The 20,317-nt window shown below is 34.5% G+C and carries 13 protein-coding genes; 9 read left to right on the top strand and 4 right to left on the bottom strand.

Going from position 1 to position 20,317, the window contains the following annotated elements; translation table 11 throughout:
* Nucleotides 1-4: 4 nt before the first annotated feature.
* Nucleotides 5-616 carry a TetR/AcrR family transcriptional regulator gene (locus IPH52_09985; GenBank protein MBK7055368.1) on the bottom strand — a complete coding sequence of 204 codons (612 nt, stop codon included), beginning with the start codon at nucleotides 614-616 and terminating at the stop codon, nucleotides 5-7.
* Between the two features lie 82 nt (nucleotides 617-698).
* Between IPH52_09985 and IPH52_09980 the strand changes: the two genes are divergently transcribed.
* From IPH52_09980 to IPH52_09955, 6 genes are all read left to right on the top strand, one after another.
* Entirely contained in the window at nucleotides 699-2,273 is a 1,575-nt protein-coding gene (locus tag IPH52_09980; GenBank protein MBK7055367.1) for an NAD(P)/FAD-dependent oxidoreductase, read from the top strand.
* A gap of 559 nt (nucleotides 2,274-2,832) precedes the next feature.
* Nucleotides 2,833-3,993 (top strand): SpoIIE family protein phosphatase, encoded by a 1,161-nt coding sequence (locus IPH52_09975; GenBank protein MBK7055366.1) that lies wholly within the window; start codon nucleotides 2,833-2,835, stop codon nucleotides 3,991-3,993.
* 88 nt (nucleotides 3,994-4,081) lie between these two features.
* On the top strand, nucleotides 4,082-7,204 hold the full coding sequence (locus IPH52_09970) for a response regulator (GenBank protein MBK7055365.1): 3,123 nt from the start codon (nucleotides 4,082-4,084) through the stop codon (nucleotides 7,202-7,204).
* A 240-nt stretch (nucleotides 7,205-7,444) separates the two neighbouring features.
* Nucleotides 7,445-11,380 carry a PAS domain S-box protein gene (locus tag IPH52_09965; protein ID MBK7055364.1) on the top strand — a complete coding sequence of 1,312 codons (3,936 nt, stop codon included), beginning with the start codon at nucleotides 7,445-7,447 and terminating at the stop codon, nucleotides 11,378-11,380.
* 88 nt (nucleotides 11,381-11,468) lie between these two features.
* Entirely contained in the window at nucleotides 11,469-13,877 is a 2,409-nt protein-coding gene (locus IPH52_09960) for a PAS domain S-box protein (protein ID MBK7055363.1), read from the top strand.
* A 2-nt stretch (nucleotides 13,878-13,879) separates the two neighbouring features.
* Nucleotides 13,880-14,986 carry a hybrid sensor histidine kinase/response regulator gene (locus IPH52_09955; protein MBK7055362.1) on the top strand — a complete coding sequence of 369 codons (1,107 nt, stop codon included), beginning with the start codon at nucleotides 13,880-13,882 and terminating at the stop codon, nucleotides 14,984-14,986.
* A 62-nt stretch (nucleotides 14,987-15,048) separates the two neighbouring features.
* Here IPH52_09955 and IPH52_09950 read toward each other — a convergent pair whose 3' ends face one another.
* The 3 genes from IPH52_09950 to IPH52_09940 form a co-directional block, all read right to left on the bottom strand.
* Complete coding sequence (locus IPH52_09950) at nucleotides 15,049-15,195, bottom strand: hypothetical protein (protein ID MBK7055361.1); 147 nt, start codon at nucleotides 15,193-15,195, stop codon at nucleotides 15,049-15,051.
* 37 nt (nucleotides 15,196-15,232) lie between these two features.
* On the bottom strand, nucleotides 15,233-16,138 hold the full coding sequence (locus IPH52_09945; GenBank protein MBK7055360.1) for a hypothetical protein: 906 nt from the start codon (nucleotides 16,136-16,138) through the stop codon (nucleotides 15,233-15,235).
* Between the two features lie 155 nt (nucleotides 16,139-16,293).
* Nucleotides 16,294-17,601, bottom strand: coding sequence for a hypothetical protein (locus tag IPH52_09940; protein ID MBK7055359.1), 1,308 nt, complete (start codon nucleotides 17,599-17,601; stop codon nucleotides 16,294-16,296).
* A gap of 358 nt (nucleotides 17,602-17,959) precedes the next feature.
* On the opposite strand from IPH52_09940, the gene IPH52_09935 reads away from it, so the two are divergent.
* From IPH52_09935 to IPH52_09925, 3 genes are read left to right on the top strand one after another with little or no spacing between them, the layout of a single operon-like run.
* Nucleotides 17,960-18,691: an ankyrin repeat domain-containing protein gene (locus tag IPH52_09935; GenBank protein ID MBK7055358.1), complete on the top strand. Its 732-nt coding sequence runs from the start codon at nucleotides 17,960-17,962 to the stop codon at nucleotides 18,689-18,691.
* A complete protein-coding gene (locus IPH52_09930; protein ID MBK7055357.1) occupies nucleotides 18,681-19,301 on the top strand; it encodes a hypothetical protein in 621 nt (206 codons plus the stop codon). Before IPH52_09935 ends, IPH52_09930 begins: the two co-directional genes overlap by 11 nt.
* 9 nt (nucleotides 19,302-19,310) lie before the next feature.
* Nucleotides 19,311-20,243: a hypothetical protein gene (locus tag IPH52_09925; GenBank protein MBK7055356.1), complete on the top strand. Its 933-nt coding sequence runs from the start codon at nucleotides 19,311-19,313 to the stop codon at nucleotides 20,241-20,243.
* The last annotated feature ends 74 nt before the right edge of the window (nucleotides 20,244-20,317 follow it).

The raw sequence follows: 20,317 nt of genomic DNA, 5'->3' as shown, positions 1-20,317 counted from the left end.
ATACTCAAGCCCTCATTCCATTAAATAAAACATCTCCCAAAATTTTAATAATACGGGAGTTGTTTTCTGAAATCCATTTGTTTCTCTTCTCGATTGTTAATAGCGACAAACCGTGAATTGCCGACCAGGCAACTAAAGCGAGTTGAATTGCATTTGCTTTTTTTACGATGCCTGCTTTTTGACAGTCCTTAATAGTTTCAACTAAGAGACCAAATGATTTTTCAGAAACTTTTTTGAGGCTCGCATACTTCTTGTAATCCTCTAATACATTGCCAAACATAACCTGTAGGTGATTTGGATTTTCGACAGCAAATTGAACGTATGCTTCTCCAATTGCATAATGTCTCTGGAGTGGATTATTCGGATATTTGGCAATGCCTGCTTCTAGTTTTTGAATAAGCCTAAGAAAACCTTCTTCAGCAATGGCGGCGAGAAGTGCATCTTTGTCTTCAAAATGTCGATAGGGAGCCGTATGACTTACTCCTGCACGCCTGGCTGCTTCTCGCAAGCTTAGATTCTTGATTCCTTTTTCACTCAGTATTTCTACACCTGAATCAATCAGTGCTTTCTTTAAATCGCCGTGATGATAAGAAGAAATGGATTTTGTTTTTTTCATAATGTTTTAATGTTGACAAGAGTAACATAAATATTTACATTGTCAACATTAAACTAGATTTCACAAGGATAAGAAAAAGTCAATGGAAAAAGAAAATCATTTTGATGCAATTATAATCGGTTCCGGAATGGGTGCTCTTACTACTGCTAGCATTCTAGCAAGGCTCAAAAACAAAAAAGTTTTAGTTTTAGAAAAACATTTTAAGCTAGGCGGTTTTACACATACATTTAAGCGAGAAGGAAAATATCTCTGGGATGTAGGTATACACTATGTAGGCGACATGGGCAAAGAAGAAATGCTCCGCAAACTTTTTGATATTGTAACGGAAGGAAATGTAGATTGGAAAAAAATGAACGATCCATTTGAAAGGTTTATGTATCCCGAAATCACATTCGATCAGTATAGCACGGAAGAAAAATTTCGTTCTGATTTAATTGAAACCTTCCCATCCGAGAAAGTAGCTATTGAAAATTATTTTTCCGATGTAAAATCTTTTTCGAATTGGGCTACTCGTCAGTTTACGCTCAAAGCAAAGCCTGCTCTTCTAAATTCAGAATCCAGTAGCTTTAAATTAATCGGAGCAAAAAGTCCCATGCTCACCACCAAAGAATATATGGACACAAACTTCAAAGACCCGGTATTAAAAGCAGTGCTTGTGTCTCAATGGGGTGATTATGGTCTTCCTCCTTCTGAAAGCGCATTCTATATGCACGCTGGACTCGTGGTTCATTATCTGCGTGGCGGCTACTATCCCGTAGGCGGTTCAGGAACGATAGCCGAAAGCGTGAAGCCTATCATTGAAAAGAACGGCGGTGAAATGCATATATTCAGTGAAGTGACAGAAGTCATTCTAGAAAACGGAAAAGCAATAGGTGTAAAAGTCAAACAAACAAAGGGAAAAAGCATTCTCGACAAAGAATTCTTTGCACCCGTGATTGTCTCAGATGCAGGAGTATATAACACTTATACAAAACTCATTCCTAAAAATATTGATCTTCCCAATCGAGATAGTATTTCCAATTTTGTAACGGGGGCAAGTAGTGTTACCCTCTACTTGGGATTTAAAGACGATCCCGCAAAACTAGGATTCAAAGGAGAAAATTACTGGATTTACAATTCTATCGATCACGAAAAGAATTTTGCAGAAAAAGACAATCTACTTCTAGGTAAGCCTACTGCTTGTTATGCGTCCTTCCCTTCTCTCAAAGATCCGAAAGCAGAATCCTTCACAGGGGAAGTCATAAGCTTTGTAAACTATGCTCCCTTTGCCAAATGGAAGAATGGAGAATGGAAAAATCGTGGCTCTGAATACAAAGAATTAAAGGAGAGGATAACAGAAGGTATGCTTAACTTCATGGAAGAGCGCTTCCCCGGTTACAAAGATATGGTAGCATTTAAAGAACTCTCTACTCCTCTGACCAATGAATACTTTACAGACCACAAAGCAGGAACGATATACGGAATCCCCTGCACACCGGAACGTTATACGAAAGACTGGATGGGCGTCAAGACTCCAATCGAAAATCTTTTTATCACTGGGGCTGATGCTTGTTCACCTGGAATCTCTGGCGCTCTTATGGGTGGCTTCGCTGCGGCTACTGTAATTCTAGGATATAACAGCATGATGGGGGTAATGAAAGATTCCGCTAAGCTGTAGAGTGACATCACCAATGCTTGCTCTAAATAACAAGAAACTGATTACCACCGATGAGCACCGAGAGCACCGATAAAAGATACGATAGATTGTCATTCCCAATATGTTTCGACCCTTAGAGAGAAGCATTGAGTTTCGTTTTCTGTCTGGGACATCAATCATTAGATATCCCAGACAATAGCTCGGTTTCTTAAGAGCAAGAGCGATGGGTGGGTGACACTTAGTTTGAATCCATATCTTTTTTTATCGGTATGCATCGGTGGTATTCTTTGAAAGCTTCCTCAACTTGAGTGGCGATAGACGATGCATCAAAGATACTCTAAAAAAACTAACAGTATTCTTCACAGTATCTTTGACAGTATTCTAGACAGTATCTTTCAAACAAAGACAACTAATTGGCAACGGTAAGTGAGCTAGTTTTTTTAGAAATTTGAATTTCCATTGAAGCTTTACTGGTGATTCCATTTGACAAGTTTAAAAGCTTTGATTTGATAGAGATAAATCAAATTGGTCAATTCAATGATTTTTCTCCAAAGAATGAAAAACTTTATACCGAATAACGATGGAATCGACTAAAAAACATTTAATTCTAATCGTAGACGATACCATCAAAAACATTCAGGTATTAGGAAATATGCTTCGTAACAAAGGATATAATATTAGTATTGCTGTTTCCGGCAAAGAAGCACTCGAGTCTGTCAAAATAAAATCTCCCGATTTAATCTTGCTAGATATTCAAATGCCTGAAATGGATGGATTTGAAGTCTGTAAAATTCTTAAATCAAATCCTGAAACAAAAGAAATTCCTATCATGTTTTTAACAGCAGTCACTGATCCAGAAAAATTAGTGTATGGCTTTGAACTCGGTGCAGTGGATTATATTACTAAACCGTTTAATCCTGCCGAATTGTATGCACGAGTTGCAACACATCTAGAAATAAAAATCTCTCGTGAAAAACTCCTTGACCTTTATAATAAAATGGATAGTGACTTGAAAATTGCTACGAAAGCACAAGCTTCTTTGATAACCGATAAATTTCCCATATCAAAATTATTTCGATTTAGTAGTTTTTATAAACCTTTCTATAAAATTGGTGGTGATTTAATTGCCTATGAAGACTATCCATCTGACACTGATCAAAGGATAGATTTATTATTTGGAGATATTTCTGGACACGGAGTTTCTGCTGCTCTCATGTCTGGAATAATACTACTTGCCTTTAAAATTGCTTCCGCTAAAGAAACTACACCGGCGGAGGGGCTATCCATTATTAACCAATTAATTACATCTCTCATTGCTCCCTACTTTTTCTCTGGAGTTTATCTAAAATATTATGTGCATAGAGGAGAATTACATTATTCTTATGCTGGTCACCATCCAATTGTTTCTATGGAAGGGGATGAAATTGTAAATCTATCAGGAAGAGGACCTGTTCTTGCATTAAAACCAAATGCAACATTTAATAATTATACTTTTAAATTAAAAAAAGGAAATATACTTCTTTTATATTCTGATGGAATGTTTGAAGTTTTCGACTCGAATCGTCAACTTTATGGCTTAGACCAATTCAATGAAACTATCAACAAGTTAAAAAATATATCCGGCAAAGAGTGCTTAGCCGAACTTTATGAAAACATTCATAAGTATTGTAATGGAAACTTGCAAGATGATATGACAATGCTTATGCTAGAAATTCTAGAAGAGACATCCAATAAATCCTAATCAAAAAAAACTTAGTCTTCCATATATAATGCTTACAACCATGATTTTATTGAGAAAATTCCATCACAAAATAGTAATTATCCTGTTATTGTTATTTCTATCAAACATCCGTTTATTCGCTGACCAAACAACTGAATCTAGGATTTTATTTCAAAATGAATCAGACCTACTCGTAGTAGGAAAACAAACTTATTTTTTAGAAGACAAAGAAGGAAAACTCTCAATCGAAGACATTTTGAAACCAGAAATGCAAAGCCAGTTCCAACTAAATCAAAATACTGTCTTCACGAAAAGACCAACGTCCAGTGCCTACTGGTTAAAACTCTTACTCGAAAATCAATCAGGAAAAGAAGCATGGCTAGAACTAGGAAGCACCTTTTTATGGACTATTGATTATTATGCAAATCGTAACGGCAAATATGAATTAGTCACAGAAACGGGATCCATACGTCCTGATGCAAACAAAGCATATCCGAGTAATTTATTTTGGCTGCCTTTGGGAAATCAAAAAGAGCAGCAAATCGTATATATCCGCATTTATACCCAAAGACCGATTGCAGTTCCGATTCAAGTCGGAAGCATTCGAACTTTAGGACAGAATAAAACAACGCAAGATTTTTTAATTGCCAGTTTCATTGGACTCATGTTAGGCATGTTTATATACAATCTATTTCTGCTTTCTGTTACAAAGGACATTACCTATCTATGGTATGCCATTTATGTATTTTTCACTACTCCTGCCATCACCTACATCAGCAATTACCCGTTCTTGAAATTTGCATTTAATCCAGAAATATACTCCTTTCTAAACACTCATCCCTATGTTTGGGTCAATTTAAGCTTTGTATTTAGTGGTATTTTTGCGATTTATTTTTTAAACCTAACGCTAAGAAAAAAATATAAAATCTTAGTTCAAGTTATGAGCATATACTCAATGCTCATTATCAGCGTTCTAGATGGTTTTTCTATAGTGCCTCATTTCAAACTGGTAATTCCATATCAGATTCTAAGTATATTGGAAATATTTACAATTTTTTTTATGAGCCTTTATTTAGCCTTTAAAGAAAATAAAAATAATGCCCTTTTTTACATTCTTGCGTGGATATGGATTTTATTTGGATTAGCATTCTACTTCCTGACTATGAATAATATAATTGAATATGCATTCCTAACTCGAAACTCTCTACTAATTGGTGTTGCAATGGAGTCATTGATGTTCTCTCTTGCGTTAGGCGATAGAATCAATATTATGCGAGACGAAAATTTACATCTAGTAAAATCACAAAAAGAAATATTAGAAATGAAAGTAGAAGAAAAAACAAAAGAACTCATTGCAGATATTTCAAAACGGAAAGAAGTTGAGAAGATTCTTTTGGATTTTAAATTTGCCTTAGACAATCATACCATAGTAGCTATTACGGATGTTTCCGGTAAAATAATATACGCTAATGAGCAGTTTTGTGCTATTACGAAATATTCAAGGGAAGAACTTATTGGAAAAGATCATAGAATTATAAATTCTGCGTATCATCCCAAAGAATTTTTTCAAACTCTCTGGGAGACAATCAAAAATAAAAAAGTATGGAAAGGAACCTTTCGTAACAAAGCAAAGGATGGGTCATTTTATTGGGTGCAAAGCACAATAGTTCCTTTTTTAAATACAGATGGAAATATCACTCAATATCTGTCTATCCGCACTGATATTACTGAGCAAAAACTAGCCGAAGAGGAAGTCGTAAAAGCAAAGGATGCAGCCGAAGCGGCTAACAAGGCGAAGTCGGAATTTCTTGCTAATATGAGTCATGAAATCAGAACTCCACTCAATGCGATAGTAGGCTTCTCAACTATATTGCAGGAGAAATTGGAAGGGAATAAGGTATTTACAGATTACTTAATTAATATTATCCAAAGTAGTAATGTGCTTCTTAATTTGATTAATGATATATTAGATATATCTAAAGTAGAAGCAGGTCGTTTAGTTGTAAATCCACAACCTATAAATTTAACTACTCTCATGAAAGAAGTTCAATCTATCTTTTTAATGAAAGCAACGGAAAAGGGAATTGATATAACTTTTACTATTTCGCAAAATACTCCTAAAAGAATTCTGATAGATGAAAAATATTTAAGGCAAATATTATTTAACCTCATTGGAAATGCTGTCAAATTTACACATAAGGGAAGTGTAGAAATAAATATTAAAACTTTTGATGATCCAGAAGACACCAGTAAAATAACCTTACACCTCTCTGTTACTGATACAGGAATTGGAATACCAAAAGAAGAATTGAATCGCATCTTCGAACCCTTTACGCAAGTGGCTAATCAAAATTATACTCTTTACGGTGGAACTGGACTTGGATTAACTATCACTCAAAGGTTAGTAGAGATACTCGGTGGAAATATTTCATTGGAAAGTGAATATCAAAAAGGAACTACTTTTATTGTATCTCTTTTTAATATCCCGGTAGGAACTTTAAACTTTGAAGAAGAAACGAAACAGAATAAGAGTTGGCTAAAAGAAATTCAATTTAAAAATCCGCTTATCATAATCGCAGAGGATATTTCTATCAATCGTAAATTATTGAAAGATTACTTGAAACCATCTAATGTTACAATTATTGAAGCAGAAAATGGAGAAGAATGTATAAGCATTGCCCGCAAAAATCGTCCTGATATAATTCTCATGGATATGCAAATGCCGATTATGGATGGTTACACGGCATCTAATATCATAAAGTTAGACAATGATTTAAAGGACATTCCAATTATAGCAATTACTGCATCGGGCAGTCAATTAAACAAAGAAAAGTTTAATAGTATAGTAAATGATTTTTTATTAAAGCCAGTTTTCAAATTTGACCTTTTAGAACTTCTCATAAAATACTTACCATATGAAAGAATAACTGAAAAGAATGGCGATGTAATTGATAATAGTCTAATATCTATTAGCTCCGAAGAAATCTTACCGAAAGAGGATAAGACTGAATTACTTCAATCTTTTATGCCCCAAATTTTAAGAATACAGAAATCATTAATCCTTGATGAATTAACCGAATTTGTTAATAGATTAGAAACATTTGCGGATAATAAGAATAATTCAAAACTAAAAGAATTCTGTTCACGATTGAACATTAGTATTGAGACATTCAATGTAGAAGATATCTACAAAATTTTAGGGCAATTAACTATCTACCTAGGCAAGGAGTAAATATGGGATCAACCAAAAATATTCACATTTTATCATAGATGATATTATAAAAAATCTATCAGTATTCTTAACAGTACAGAAAACAATAACTTATCCAAATTAAATTGGCTATTAATTCACATATGAGCCTATTTTTATAGCGAATCAATTCTTTCAGCTACAAACGCAATCGTTTCCAATTGACAAGCAGGCAAGCTTTGATTTGATAGAGATATACCAGAATTGGTTAATTCAATGATTTTGCAGCAAAGAATAAAAAGCATTATACCGGCTATCGCATTTTTTTTATTGTTTTCATTCGGAGATAATTTATTTGCAGACCAGACCACTGAAAATGCAATCCAATTCCAAAACGAATCAGACCTACTATTAGTAGGAAAACAAACTTCCTTCTTAGAAGACAAAGAAGGAAAACTTTCCATCGAAGATATTCTGAAACCAGAAATACAAAGTCAGTTTCAGTTAAATCAAAACACTGTATTTACGAAAAGACCGACCGACAGCGCGTTTTGGCTTAAACTGAATATCGAAAATCAAACAGGTAAAGATGCATGGTTAGAACTAGGAAGCACATTTCTCTGGACCATAGACTATTACGCTTATCGAAACGGCAAATATGAATTAGTCACAGAAACAGGTATCCTGCGTCCTGAGGCTAACAAAGCATATCCTACAAATTTATTTTGGTTGCCATTGGGCAATCAAATAGAAATGCAAATTATTTATATCCGTATTTATACCCAAAGACCAATTGTAGTTCCCATTCAAGTGGGAAGCATTTTATCATTAGGTCAAAATAAAACCAAGCAGGATTTTTTAATTGCAAGCTTTATTGGATTAATGATTGGTATGCTTTTATACAATCTATTTCTACTCTTTGTTACGAAGGACAATACCTATTTATGGTATGCCATGTATATTTTTTTCACTCTCCCGTCCGTTGCTTTTATTCATAATTATTCTCTTCTGAATTTTGTTTCCAATAAAGAAATCTATACTTACCTAAATTCTCATTCCTATGTTTGGATCAATTTTAGCTTTGTCTTCAGTGGTATCTTTGCCATTCATTTTTTAAACTTGAATCGAACACCTATTTTTAAATTTGTAGCTCAATTGTTGAGTATATATTTAATGCTCATTATTGTATTTCTAGATGGTTTTTCAATTATCCCGCATTTCAAATTGGTATTACCTTCTCAAATTCTTAGCTTATTAGAAATATTTATCCTATTTTTTATGAGTGTATATTTATCAGTTAAGAACTCGAAAACGAACTCTCGTTTTTACATTTTCGCTTGGATTTGGGTTATAATAGGTTTAATGTTTTACTTTATGACAATAAATGGAATTGTCGAATATAATTTTTTTAATAGAAATGCACTTATATTTGGCATTGGAATGGAGTCCTTGATGTTTTCGATTGCGTTAGGCGATAGAATTAACTCAATGCGAGAAGAAAATTTACATCTCGTTAAAAATCAAAATCAAATTTTGGAAAGGAAGGTAGAAGAAAAAACAAGAGAACTTATCGAAGATATTTCAAAGCGCATGGAAGTAGAGAAAATACTTTTAGATTTTAAATTTGCATTGGATCACCATACGATAGTTGCAGTAACAGATACTTTGGGCAAGATCACTTACGCAAACGAACAGTTTTGTAAGCTTTCGAAATATGCAAGAGAAGAAATTATTGGGAAAACCCATAAAATTGTAAATTCAGGATATCATTCAAAAGAATTTTTCCAAGATCTATGGGAGACAATTCAAAGTAAAAAAATTTGGAAAGGAATAATTCAAAATCGAGCAAAGGACGGATCTCTTTACTGGGTTCAAAGCACGATAGTTCCTTTTTTAGATCAGAATGGAAATATTGCTCAATACTTTTCTGTCCGCACGGATATTTCAGAGCAAAAGCAAATAGAGGATGCGTTACGTGATAGCGAACAAAAGTTTCGCATTCTAATAGAAAAAATGCCAATTGCTATGGGTCTTGCAAATTCTAAAGATGAACTCTTTTTTATCAATGAACGATTTAAGTCCACATTCGGTTATACTCTCGAAGATACTCCCAATTTCGAAAAATGGTTGGAACACGCCTATCCAGATTTGGAATACCGAAACTGGGTTATGAACACTTGGCTAGCCGCGTCTCTAAAAGCAGAGAAAGAAGGGACTGACATCGAGCCTTTAGAGTATAACGTTACTTGTAAGGATGGAACTGTGCGCACAATGGTAATTTCCGGTATGAGTCTAGCTGATAGCAGAATTCTTACATTCGTAGATGTAACCGAAAGAAAGAAAGCAGAAGAAAAACTACAGGCTGCTCTGCAGAAAATAAATACTCTCATTTCGAATCTAAATTCAGGTATATTATTAGTAAGCGAAGAAGGTCGAGTTGAATTTGCCAATCAATCCTTTTGTGACCTATTTGATTTGACAGATTCGCCTGATAGTTTGCTGGGACTTACAGCAAAGGAAATATTTACTAAAACTAGAAATATAACAGAATTTCCCGATAAATCTTTTGCCCGTATTCTTGAATTAGTAAATCAGGGATTGCCAATAAAAAATGAAGAAGTCGCTATCAGTGGTGGAAGATTTTATGTTCGGGACTATATTCCTATCTATATAAACGGTAAAAGGTATGGCCGAATCTGGCATCATATTGATATTACTTCTCGTAAGAAAGCAGAACAGGAAATTCTGAAAGCGAAGGAAGATGCTGAATCAGCGAATAGAGCCAAGAGTGAATTTCTTGCTAATATGAGTCATGAAATTCGAACACCGCTCAATGCTATTGTAGGTTTCTCTACTCTCTTACAAGAGAAAGCAGAAGAAAATATAGTTTTTACAGAATATTTAAATAATATTATTCAAAGTAGCAATGTTCTTCTAAACTTAATAAATGATATATTAGATATATCTAAAGTAGAAGCTGGTCGGATTGTTGTAAACCCGCAACCTATAAATTTAAATACTCTATTAAAAGAAGTGCAATCTATTTTTCTAATGAAAGCAACAGAAAAAGGAATTGGCTTAACTTTTACTGTTTCACAAAATACTCCTAAAAGTATTCTCATAGATGAGAAATATTTAAGGCAAATACTATTTAACCTCATTGGGAATGCTGTAAAATTTACTCATAAAGGTGGTGTTGAAATAAATATTAATACTAATTTTAAAGAAGAAGACACAAGTAAGGTTAATTTGAATTTCACTGTTACTGATTCAGGAATTGGAATACCAAAAGAAGAATTGAATCGAATCTTTGAACCGTTTACACAGGTGGCTAATCAAAATTATACTCTCTATGGAGGAACTGGTCTTGGATTGACTATCACTCAGCGATTAGTAGAGATTCTAGGTGGGAAAATTTCAGTGGAAAGTGAATATGGAAAGGGAACTACATTCCTTGTTTCTCTCATTGATATTCCGATTGGGAATCTAAACATCGAAAAAGAAACAGAACAAAATAAAAGTTGGCTAAAAGAAATTCAATTTAAGAATCCCCTTATCTTAATCGCAGAAGATATTTCTATCAATCGGCAAGTTTTACAAGGGTTTTTAAAACCATTTAATGTTACAATGATTGAATCAGAAAATGGAGAAGAATGTATTGACATTGCCCGCAAGCGTCGCCCAGATTTAATTCTAATGGATATGCAAATGCCCGTTATGGATGGTTACACAGCAGCGAATATTTTAAAGTTGGACAATGATTTAAAAGATATTCCAATTATCGCAATCACTGCCTCTGGAAGTAAATTTAAAAAAGAAAAATTTAATAATGTAGTAAATGATTTTTTATTAAAGCCAGTTTTCAAATTTGACTTATTAGAACTTCTAATAAAATATTTACCTTACGAAAGAAAAGCAGAAAAGAAAGAGAAATCAATCGAAAAAGAATTAATCTCTATTAGCTCCGATGATACCTTACTAATAGAGGATAAGACTTATTTGCTTCAAACCTTTATGCCCCAGATTTTAAGATTACAAAAATCATTAATCATTGATGAGTTGGTTGATTTAGTAAAGAATCTTGAAGTATTTTCGGAAAATAAAAATAATACTCAATTGAAAGCAGCATGCAAAAAACTAAATGAAAGCATTGCTACATTTAATATTGATAGAATTTTCGAAATATTGCAAGAGCTATCAGAATATATTAGTAAATAAGAATGCCTAAGAAAATAGTGTTCCAGCGTGGCATTTTTAAGCGAGGTAGCTACAATAAAATGAAAGTATACGGACGAATTATTAAAAAATGAAAACTATGAAAGAATCCTCTATTGTAATTCCTGATCCACTGATAGAAAAATGGCAAGAACTAGCTGATCTATTAGCTGAGATTGTAGATGTTCCGGCTGCTCTAATAATGAAAATGGAAAACGAATCTATGGAAGTTTTAACTTCTAGTAAGTCAAAGAATAATCCCTATCAAGTCGGTCATGAAGAAAAATGGTATGGACTATATTGCGAAACTGTAATAAAGACTCAAAAGAAGTTGCTCGTCCCTAATGCTTTAATGGATAAGAATTGGGACAAAAATCCTGATATTAAACTTGGAATGATTAGCTATCTAGGCTTTCCTATCAATCTACCCGATAATCAACCGTTTGGCACAATTTGCGTTTTAGACAATAAGGAGAATTATTTTTCATCGCAGAATGAAATGCTATTGTTACAATTCAAAAAAGTAATCGAATTGGATTTGTCCCTGTTGCATTCTAACAAAAACTTAAAACAGAGCAATCTAAAATATGAAACAATGAATGAGGAACTTTTTGAAGCAAAAGAAAAATACAGACTGCTTGCAGAGAATATTTCTGATGTAATTTGGATTCAAAATCATACACAAAACAAAATGACTTATGTAAGTCCATCTAGTATTCATCTATCTGGACACACTGTTGAAGAAGCAATGCAATTGAACATTGAGAACAGTTTAGAAAAAGAATCAGCTGAAGCAACTAATAAGCTTTTGCCCGAATTGCTAGAAGAATTTTTACGAAACCCAAATCAAAAAAAATACAAAACTATTGAAGTTCATCAAAAATGTAAAAACGGAAACAACATTTGGGTTGAAATTACTGTGCACCTTCAACATGCTTCTAATGGCGATATTGAATTAATGGGAATTTCTAGAAATATTGAAAAGCGAAAGGAACTCGAAAAAGCTCTTTTAGATTCTAATTCTGCATTAGCTCATAGTAATATTTTTAACATCAGCATAATCGATTCCCTTTCCCAACACCTAGTTGTGCTTGATTCAAACGGTTTTATAATTACTGTAAATAAAGCATGGAAAAAATTTGCTCTTGAAAACGGATGCTCTCCCAAAGTCAATTTTATTGGTATTAATTACATTGATGTATGCTCCAAAGCTCCCGATTACGCAAACGGAGAAGAAGCTGATGAGGCTAATAAGGGAATCCGCTCAGTAATGAATGGGGAATTACCCGAATATAGTTTAGAATATCCCTGCCATTCACCGATTGAAAAGCGTTGGTTCTTAATGCGTGTGCGTCCCATATTAGGTCAAGGAAAAGGTGTGGTAATTACACATGCAAATATCACAGAGCGCAAACTAATTGAAGAGTCTCTAAAAAAAGCAATGAAAGCAACCGAAGCGGCTAATAATGCGAAATCTGAGTTTCTTGCAAATATGAGTCATGAAATTAGAACTCCTATGAATGCAATTCTGGGATTTTCAGAATTACTTCATTCTAAACTAGAAGATAAAAACCTAGCATATTATGCAAATTCAATTTCAATCACCGGTCAAATGCTATTGCGGCTAATCAATGATTTCCTCGATTTATCGAAGATTGAATCTGGTAAGATTGAAATGAATTATAATCCATGCAATCTAAATAGAATTTTGGAAGAAATGAAAATCATTTTTTCTTATAATATCTCTCAGAAAAATATCAGTCTTGCAATTGAAATCGAACCAAACGTTCCAAAGACTCTCCTTCTAGACGAAACAAGATTAAGACAAGTTCTATTAAATCTAATTGGAAATGCAATTAAATTTACAGACGTTGGATCTGTAAGAGTATTCATCTCGGCGGAATCTGAGGAAATCAAACCGGAGACAATTGACTTAATTATTAAAATTGAGGACACTGGAATTGGAATCCCGAAAGATGAGCAAGATGAAATTTTTGAATCATTCTCACAAGTTAGAGGACAGAATTCTAAAAAATATGGTGGAACAGGACTTGGACTTTCTATTTCAAAGAAATTAATTCATTTGATGGGAGGCAATATTTCATTAACCAGTGAAACCGGAAAAGGAACAACGTTTACTCTTACTCTGCAAAATGTAAAAGTAGTCTATGATTTTATAAAGAGCGAAGAACCATTAAGAAATACTGTAATTTCAAAAAAGGAATTAGGACTTTTCGAAATAGAAGATTCTATACTTTTGCATGAATACAGAACAGCTCTAATGCAAAAATTTTTACCCAGAGTTACGAAACTGAAAAAAGTATTAGTCATTGATGAACTGATTGATCTTGTAAAAGAATTGGAAGCATTTGCGGATAATAAAAATATTCCTCAATTGAAAACATTCTGCCAGCAATTAAGAGAAAGCACCACAACATTTAACATAGACAGCATTTATAGTATTTTGGGACAACTATCAATTTATATAAGTAAGGAATGACAATGGAATCAAAGAAAAAGCCTTTAATTTTAATTGTTGACGATACAACAAAGAACATTCAAGTATTGGGCAATATGCTTTATAGCAAAGGCTATAATATAAGTGTTGCAACCTCTGGCAAAGAAGCACTCGAATCAGTAAAAGCAAAAACTCCCGATTTAATTTTACTTGATATCCAAATGCCCGAAATGGATGGATTTGAAGTATGTAAAAATCTAAAGTCCGATCCTTCAACAAAAGAAATTCCTGTAATATTCTTAACAGCAGTCACTGAGCCAGAAAAAATAGTGCATGGTTTTGAACTCGGCGCAGTGGACTATATTACGAAACCTCTTAATCCTGCTGAACTATTTATGCGAGTAGCCACTCATATTGAAATAAAAGAATCTCGAACAAAACTAGAAGAACTCAATGCTACAAAGGATAAGTTTTTTAAAATAATTGCGCATGATCTGCGTAATCCATTCGCCGGTATAATGGGATTATCCGAAATCATGGAAAATGCATTAAAAGATAGTGAAAGGCTAAATGAGTCAACTTTCTTACAATATAGTCAACTGATATTCAGTTCCGCAAAATCAGCGTTATCTCTTATTGAAAATTTAGCGCAATGGGCAAAATCACAAACAGGCGAAATAGTCGTTAGCCCAAGAAACTTGTCTTTTAACAAACTTTTATGCTCTACCATTCCTATTGTTACTAGCAACGCATTTAACAAGAATATTACCATCGAAAGAAACCTCACTGATCAAGATACTGTGTTTGCGGATGAAGCTTTATCCAATACGATCGTTCGCAATCTATTAACTAATGCAATCAAGTTCACTCATCCTGGAGGCAAAATAATAGTATCCACTAAAATAGAAGGAGATTTTTTAGAAATTTCCATTTCAGATACAGGTATAGGAATTAGTCCCAAAAATCTAAGTAAAATCTTTAGAATAGATTCTAAATTTAGTAGTCTCGGAACGGACAAAGAAAAAGGCACAGGACTCGGACTGATTCTATGTCAAGAATTCGTAGAAATACAAGGTGGAACGATTCGCGTAGAAAGTGAACTAGGCAAAGGATCTACGTTTACTTTTACTTTGCCGCTAGGAAAAGAATAATAGTTTACCATTGATGTTTTAAGAAAGCGAAATTTGATAATTTCACCTTTATATATTTCGCTTCACTTTTGTTCTTCCAGCACTACTACTTTGTCATATACATCATTTAATTGTAAAATACAATCTATCGAGGCTAATTTGATTATACCCGAATCATCTGATTCAGAAAACATCCATTTGTCAACCAATGATTTAGTAAAAACTTCCACTTATTTATGCTTCTGAATCAAAATAACCAGTCTATGTTTACTTGCCTTCTAGTTTTTTCATGAGTTCTTGGATCAGTCTGTCTTTTTCTTCGATTGTCCTTTCTTTTTCTTCGATTGTCTTTCTGCTTTCTTCAATTGTCTTTCTGCTTTCTTCGATAGCCCTTTCCTGATTCTCAATTTTTCTTTCTAGGTCTTGAAGCTCCATTAGAATTTCTTCTTCCAAATCCATTTGACGCTTCAGTTTTTCATCGGATGCGGCATAATTGAGTCGGCGCACAATCTTCTGTTGGAGTTCATCATCGAGAGGATAATCATAATATACTATATGATCTTTCAACTTCTCCGCCGCCTGACTAAAAATGCTGAGAGCTTTTTCTAGACGATTTCTCATTTCTGTCTTCAATTCATAGAGCTGGATTACAAACGAGTCATGAGTTAGACTGTCGATAAATTCATTCTTTTGTCGGTCGGCTACATTTCCAGTCAGACGATCACGGAACATGCGGGCAACTTCGATTACCTTCGGAAGATTTCTGTCAAATGCATAACCGATAAAATAAATCGTAATGATTGGAAGAGAGTCTTTGCTGTATTGTTCACCTAGGTATTTTCTAAAACGCATGATGTCCGTGGAAAGTTTCGCCTTTTGCAGTTCAATTAGAACTTTCTTTACGCCTTCGCTCGTTTTGATTTCTGCTACGAAATCTAATCGATATACTGTGAGAAAAGATGTGTGCTCTCTATGTTCTTCTTGGACTTCATTTTTTTCGGCAACGCCCGATTGCTTTTTGTCTACTGTGACCGTGCTCTCTTGTGGCTTTACTTCAATGGAAAGTATTTCCTGATGGATAATTTCCGAGATAAGTTCGCGTGCAATGTCCATATCTTCCAGAAGGAATTTGAAAACAGTGTCATAGATTGGATTTGCTAGAGCGATTGCCATAAAGCGAGTCTCTCGGATGTCAGAAGTTTTGTCAACTGTCTTAGTTTAGCTGAAAGTGGAATTACATGGAATTTATTTACCGTGCCTTTGCTTCAAAGCGTGGTTGTGGAAAAATCCCCCGTTGCCGCTTGGGGGATTTAGTAAGGAAGGAAAACTTATTTCTTAATGCTAACTAATTCAGATTTGTTAATCTCCATTGTTTTACCGTCTTGCGCTGTAATTAAGACAGTAGTTTCTTTGATAGTTGCTTTTACATTTCTGTAAACTATTCCGTTCTTTAGAGTAACGGTATCAGAGAAACCTTCAATCGGGAGTGGACTGCTTGGATTAATGGTATTAGCCGCTGGAACAACTGTATTTGTGTTTGGAGTTACAGTATTTGTAGAAGAAGGAGCAACAGCGTTTTCTTGTCCAACTGTATTAACAGGAGGAGCTGGTGTTAAGGAATTACCAGAAGCATTTACTCCACCTATAAGAGGTTTAATCACTTCTGTGTTGATTTGGAAATACTTTGGTATGCTTACTAAGTTCCATTCTCTATAATTGAGTTTTGCTTTTTCAACATCTACAACAGAAGATGCGATTTTAGTTTTTTCCCCTTCTAGAGTTGTTCCTGTCTTAATAACAGTCGATCTCATTTTGTCTTTGAAGGTTTGTATTTCAGAAGCTGTTAGAACAAATTTCTTAGGACTTTTTTTATCAACTGGTGCTTTGTCGTTGTTCTTTTGGTATTCCGCAATGATTGCATCTAGCTTTTTCTTGTTAGCTTCTCTTACATCTTTTCTAACAACTTCGTCTACAAAACTGCAAGGCTCTTTTGTCTTGCTGTTTTGATTACAGATTTGTTGAATAAATGGCTCAATATAAACTAATTCTAAATTGATAGAAATATAGGAATTATTTTGAGGAAGCTCGTTTAATTTGATAACTTGTGGAACTCTTTCTTTCTCAGTATAAATTTTGCTTTGGTAGCTTGTAGAAACTTCTGGATCTAATTCTCTTTTGCCAGATTGAGGACGAACAGGAGTTTCAAAACCATCTTTGGTTCTTACAATCTCTTGTGTATTCTGATAAATCTTTTTCTCTACAGTCGAAAAGGCTTGAAAGTTTACAACATCCGAGCCGATGATTTTTCCTGTGTTATCGCGAACGATAATATTGTTATCTAAAATCTCTCCCGCTTTAATGGCTTCAATAACGGAAAGTCCAGAATTTTCATAGTTCAAATTCAGGAATAGATAGTTGTTTCCATCTGAGCCTTTGTAAACACCCAGCGGCTCGGTTGGCAATTCATTGATTGACTCAACTTTCACTTCACTGAGATTGATTTTTTCTGGGTAAATTCTTGGTGCTACATAAGCAGGAGGAGCTGGTGGTGGTGGACTTGCGAAAAATTTAGAAAAGGTGGAACAGCTTGAAAAAAAAGGAGCGAGTAGAATGAGTAGTAATAAAGAGTTTTTCATTATGATTTTTTCCTCGTAATTGGTGACGAATTTTAAATTAAAAATGGTTAAGCTTATTGGCAACCCTTTTTTGTCTCCTTGTTACAACAAGTTAATAAATTTACTATTTACAAAAGCACTTACTAGCTATTCATTGAACAATATACTCAAAACAACTCTCCTATTGGAGTGAATTCGACTAGCTGACAAAAAAAATAGGTTGTCATTTGGAATGTGCATAACATGAATTTCTTTGTTTTTACACATTCCAATTTAAAATTCTTAGGCAACTACTTGCAAATCACGCGTTGCTGAGATCGAATTGACTGAAGAAAAAGAGATATTAGTTTAGAGTAAATTCCTAATAAGGTTATTGTAAATGAAACGTATACCTAAACTTTGCTTTCTCTTTTTATTCTCCTACTCCTTTTTATACGGAGACGCGAACACAGATTTATTGGAGTCTGCTAGCAGTGGAAATTTAGATGGAGTAAAAAAATCACTCTCAGAAAAAGCAAATATTAATTATAAAGACTCTCTCGGAACAAGCGCGCTAATGTTTGCGGCAAATAATGATTATTTCCCAATTGTAAAATTTCTAGTCGATAACAAAGCAGATGTGCTCGCTAAGAATACAAACGGTTGGACGGCGGCAATCATGGCAGCGGCGAGAGGAAATAGAATCATCAAAGAATACCTGGAGAGCGAAGAGCAAGCTGTTAAGAAGAGCGGTGCAACGGCAATCGTCTTGACTGTAGTGGGAGATGTTTCCTCTGAAAACAAAAAACTACATGTCGGTGATATGGTATTAGAAAATCAAACCATCTATGTTGGAAAAAAATCCAATTGCGAAATCCAGGTAAAACAATCTCAATCAGAATTTATCATTCGACTCAGAGAAGAAACTCTTGCAACTTTGAAATTTAAAGAAACACCCGAAGAGAATATTTTTTCTGGTTTTGTTAAACAAGGCTCCGCATTATTTAAAGTAGAAAAAGTATTTACTGGCGAGAAGATACAGGCGATTACCCCCACAGTGACGGCCGGAGTAAGAGGAACAGCATTCGATGTAAACGTAGCACCAGATGGTGGAACTAAGATTGAAGTATGAAGGAGTGGTTCAAACAAGAATAAGAGCACCCGGAATAGAAGAAGATGAGGTAATAGAGAATACCCCCGAAATTCAAAAATTAGTTTCTAACTTAGAACATAATTCACAAAATGTAGGTGCAGGAAATTCCATTGAAGTAACACCTAAGCGACAAGCAGATATTCTAGAAAAAGCAGATGCAGAAGGTTTAAGAAGAAGAGCAATGCGCACAGAATACTCCACAGCACCTATTCCAACTTTAAATCTCCGATGCTCAGAAAAGCCTTCTGTTAAAAAAGCCGAGCCAACAAGCGAAGCAGATGCTACAGCTAAAAAAGTTGAAATGGATAATTTAGTTGGAGTCGAGGGAGCAAAGTTACGCAATACATGGGAAACACCTGAAATACTCACTCTCATTGATAACAGAAAAGAAGAGAAAGCAATTCCTAATCTTCAGCCCGAAGTATTAAAACTTCCTGACTTTCCAAAGCAACCAGAAGCTGCCTTATTAAAAAACGGCACTCTTATAAAAGGTTCGATTTACCAAATGGGAAAGAAATATGTTATCTTTACTAACTCCGGCAAACAGGTAGTAAACGAAGAAGATGTGGATAGATTTATCTTTCAATAAGGCTCTGCTATGAGATTTATAAAATGTCTTTCTCTTTTTTTTCTTGGAATTAGTTTTCAGGGTATAGTAGCTGAAAGCATTTCAACAGATCCGATCCTTCGAGTCAATGCAGGAATGCACACTGCTGTCATTCGAAGGATTAGTGTGGATAGAGACAATCGCTTATTAGCCACAGCATCTACTGATAAGACTGCAAAGATATGGGAGCTATCAACAGGAAAGCTCATTAAAACAATTCGTGTTCCCGTTGCTGCGGGACATGAAGGAAAAGTAAACGCTGTTGCTCTTTCGCCTGACGGTAAAACTCTCGCAGTAGCAGGCTGGACAGGTATGGAAGAAGCTGATGGATACTTTATTTATATATTCGATACAGAAACAGGAATTTTAAAGAGAACCATTCCTTCTGTAAATGAAATCATTTTTCATATGGCGTATTCTCCCGATGGGAAATACCTAGCCGCCAATTTAAGACTTGGATTTAAACTCTACAATGCAACTAATTTTAACTTAGTCGCAGAAGATTTAGATTACAGAGATAGAAGTTACGACACAGGATTTATTCTACACAATGGTTCACTTAAAATCATAACAATCTGCCTGGATGGGTCAATTCGTTATTACGCGCTAGAAAGTGGAAAGTTAAAATTAGTAGATAGGAAAACAGGCCAAAATGGAAAAACACCTATCTCGATGAGAGTATCGGGGGACGGAAGTAAACTTGTTGTTGGATATGAATTTGGAACTCTAGTTGAAGTATTTGATATTACAGCAGATAGCATCAACTATGCATTTGCCCCTTCTACTTCTGGAGTAAGCAATGGAGATTTAAGCAAGGTCACCTGGTCTGAAGATGGACAATCTTTGTATGCAGGAGGAATGGCGCAGAGAAATGGTAAATTCCTGACACACCTGATTTTAGAGATGGACAATCCAACTTTTTAGTTTCCGAAGATGGAAAGAAAGTTCAATTTGGATTTGCTCAATTCGGAAGAGAACTCGCTCAATTCTCCATTATT

The sequence above is a fragment of the Leptospiraceae bacterium genome (assembly GCA_016708435.1).
GTDB lineage: Bacteria > Spirochaetota > Leptospiria > Leptospirales > Leptospiraceae > UBA2033.
The sequence above is the reverse complement of the archived record's forward strand: the minus strand, read 5'-3'. Positions and strand labels throughout refer to the sequence as shown.

What these genes read in the sequence shown, in the direction of transcription:
- IPH52_09975 (MBK7055366.1), top strand. Translation starts at nt 2,833, where the DNA reads ATGGAATCGACTAAAAAACATTTAATTCTAATCGTAGACGATACCATC.
- IPH52_09960 (MBK7055363.1), top strand. Translation starts at nt 11,469, where the DNA reads ATGAAAACTATGAAAGAATCCTCTATTGTAATTCCTGATCCACTGATA.
- IPH52_09980 (MBK7055367.1), top strand. Translation starts at nt 699, where the DNA reads ATGGAAAAAGAAAATCATTTTGATGCAATTATAATCGGTTCCGGAATG.
- IPH52_09940 (MBK7055359.1), bottom strand. Translation starts at nt 17,601, where the DNA reads ATGAAAAACTCTTTATTACTACTCATTCTACTCGCTCCTTTTTTTTCA.
- IPH52_09985 (MBK7055368.1), bottom strand. Translation starts at nt 616, where the DNA reads ATGAAAAAAACAAAATCCATTTCTTCTTATCATCACGGCGATTTAAAG.
- IPH52_09955 (MBK7055362.1), top strand. Translation starts at nt 13,880, where the DNA reads ATGGAATCAAAGAAAAAGCCTTTAATTTTAATTGTTGACGATACAACA.
- IPH52_09925 (MBK7055356.1), top strand. Translation starts at nt 19,311, where the DNA reads ATGAGATTTATAAAATGTCTTTCTCTTTTTTTTCTTGGAATTAGTTTT.
- IPH52_09935 (MBK7055358.1), top strand. Translation starts at nt 17,960, where the DNA reads ATGAAACGTATACCTAAACTTTGCTTTCTCTTTTTATTCTCCTACTCC.
- IPH52_09945 (MBK7055360.1), bottom strand. Translation starts at nt 16,138, where the DNA reads ATGGCAATCGCTCTAGCAAATCCAATCTATGACACTGTTTTCAAATTC.